1 protein-coding gene and 1 pseudogene are annotated in these 2,050 nt (G+C 59.1%); both read right to left on the reverse strand.

Features of this window, described 5'->3' with window-relative positions; all coding sequences use genetic code 11:
• Positions 1-428: pseudogene (gene istB / locus MUW49_RS21790) on the reverse strand (IS21-like element ISAs29 family helper ATPase IstB); the annotation flags it as partial.
• Positions 429-442: 14 nt separating this feature from the next.
• Entirely contained in the window at positions 443-1,984 is a 1,542-nt protein-coding gene (istA, locus tag MUW49_RS21795; RefSeq protein ID WP_244813254.1) for an IS21-like element ISAs29 family transposase, read from the reverse strand.
• Between the last annotated feature and the right edge of the window lie 66 nt (positions 1,985-2,050).

Consider the following 2,050-nt stretch of genomic DNA (forward strand, 5'->3'; position numbering starts at 1 on the left):
CTCAGCTCAAGTAGCAGACGCGGCAGCCGGTAGTAACGAGTGCTGTGCCCCTGCTGACAGGCTTGGTAGCCCAGCGCACAGGCTAGGTAGGTTTTTCCGCAGCCACAGGGGCCGGTAATGAGCAGGTTCTGGCCCCGGCGCAGCCAATCTCCTTGGGCCAGGTTTGCCACCTGTGACCGCTCCAGGTTGCGTGCAGACTGGTAGTCCACCTCTTGCACCGTGGCCTGGAGTTTGAGCCTCGCCTGCTTGACCAGCCGAGCTTGTTTACGCTGCTCCCGGCTCAGTTGTTCGTGTTCGACCAGCAGGCTTAGCCGCTCGATGAAGGGCAGCCCTTCGTAGGTACTTGCCTGTTCCAGTTGTTGTTGCACGGCATCCGCCATGCCAGTCAGTTTCAGGTGTCTCAAGCGGGTCAGCGTTTGTTGGGTCATGGGACGTATCCTCTTTAGTGGAAGCTCTGGGGGCCGCGGATGTTCTCGTGCTCTTGCGGCAGTTCTGGATAACTGAGCGGACTTGCGGGCAGTTGGTCGCGGCCACTGGTCAGCACCGACTTGAGCTGCTTGAGCTGCACCAGTCCTTCCCGGTTGGCCAGCTGGCAACAGGCTTCGACTCGTGATGGCGGATACTCCCGGCCAAGACTCAGCAGTCCCAGGCAGAGTCGGTATGCCTGCTCGGCATGGGCTTTCTCTGCCAGCCGTTCGCTAACCCAGCACAAGGTGCCCGGCCCGATGTCGGCAGCCCACTGCTTAAGACGCCCTGGCGTCCAGCGTTGCTGCTTGCTGTGACGTTCCGGCATGTGCTCAGGGAGTGTGCTCATCCCCGGGATGGTTTTACGCGGATGGCTCGCGACCAGCTGTTGCTGGTGATAGACCTGAAGCAGGGTATCGCCCGCATGGAGCTCCAGTTGCTGACCCACATACTGGTGCGGCACCGAGTAATGGTGCTGCTCATAGCTGACGTGATAGTCGATGTTGACCTTGACCGTTTTGATGGCGACATAGCGATAGGGATGCACCGGTAGTGACCCCAGTGCCGGGCGGTCCAACTGCTCAAACGCCTCGCGTCGGTTACCGGGCAGCTGCTTGAACGGGCGCTCGTTGAGCTCATTCAACAAAGCCCGGATGCACTGGTTTAGCTCGGCAAGCGAGAAGAAGGTCTGATGGCGTAGACGAGCCAGGATCCAGCGCTCGACGATCTGCACACCCACCTCGGCCTTGGCTTTGTCCTTAGGCTTGTAAGGGCGAGCTGGCATCACCGCCACCTGATAGTGCTCGGCCAACTGCTGGTAGCTGGGGTTGAGCTCGGGATCGTATCGGCAAGCCTTGCTGACACCGCTCTTGAGGTTGTCGGGGATCAGCAGTACCGGTGTCCCGCCGAAAAACTCAAAGGCACGGACATGGCTTTGCAGCCAGTCCGGCAGTGACTGGGACCAGGTGGCCTCGGCAAAGGTGTAGTTGGACGCACCGAGCACGGCGACAAAGACTTGTGCCTGACGGACCTCACCCGTAGTCGGCGACACGATGGGCACCGTGGGCCCGCAGTAGTCGATAAAGAGCTTTTCCCCCGCCTTGTGGATCTGGCGCATGGAGCGCTTTTGCAACTGACACCAGGACTTGTAACGGTCACAGAACTGGGAGTAGCTGTAACAGCTATTGGGATAGCGCTGGGTGTACTCCTCCCAGAGCAGCTGTTTGGAGACCCCCTTGCGCTTGAGCTCCTGATGGACAGAGGGCCAATCCGGTACAACATGGCGGGCCGAGATGGTGGTATCGGCCTGCGGATAGAACAGGGCCGCCAGTTGGCCATCATCAAGCTCGATAGGTAAAGGCCAGGTCAGGCCGAGCGTCTGGGCACTTTTGAGGAGTTTCTGGATGGAGCCAACGCTGACCTTGGTGCAGCAACTTATCTGGCGAACAGAGAGGTCAGCTTCCAGCCGCAGTCGCAGCACTTCACGAATTTTACGCATTGCAATCCTCTTGGCAGACATAGGCTCTTCCCTGGCAAAAGGGAGAGCGTATCAAAGGTTGTTAAATCAATGCGTTAAGGATGATTC

Source organism: Aeromonas sp. LsrichE-8G, from assembly GCF_022869435.1.
GTDB classification, from domain to species: Bacteria; Pseudomonadota; Gammaproteobacteria; order Enterobacterales; family Aeromonadaceae; genus Aeromonas; species Aeromonas caviae.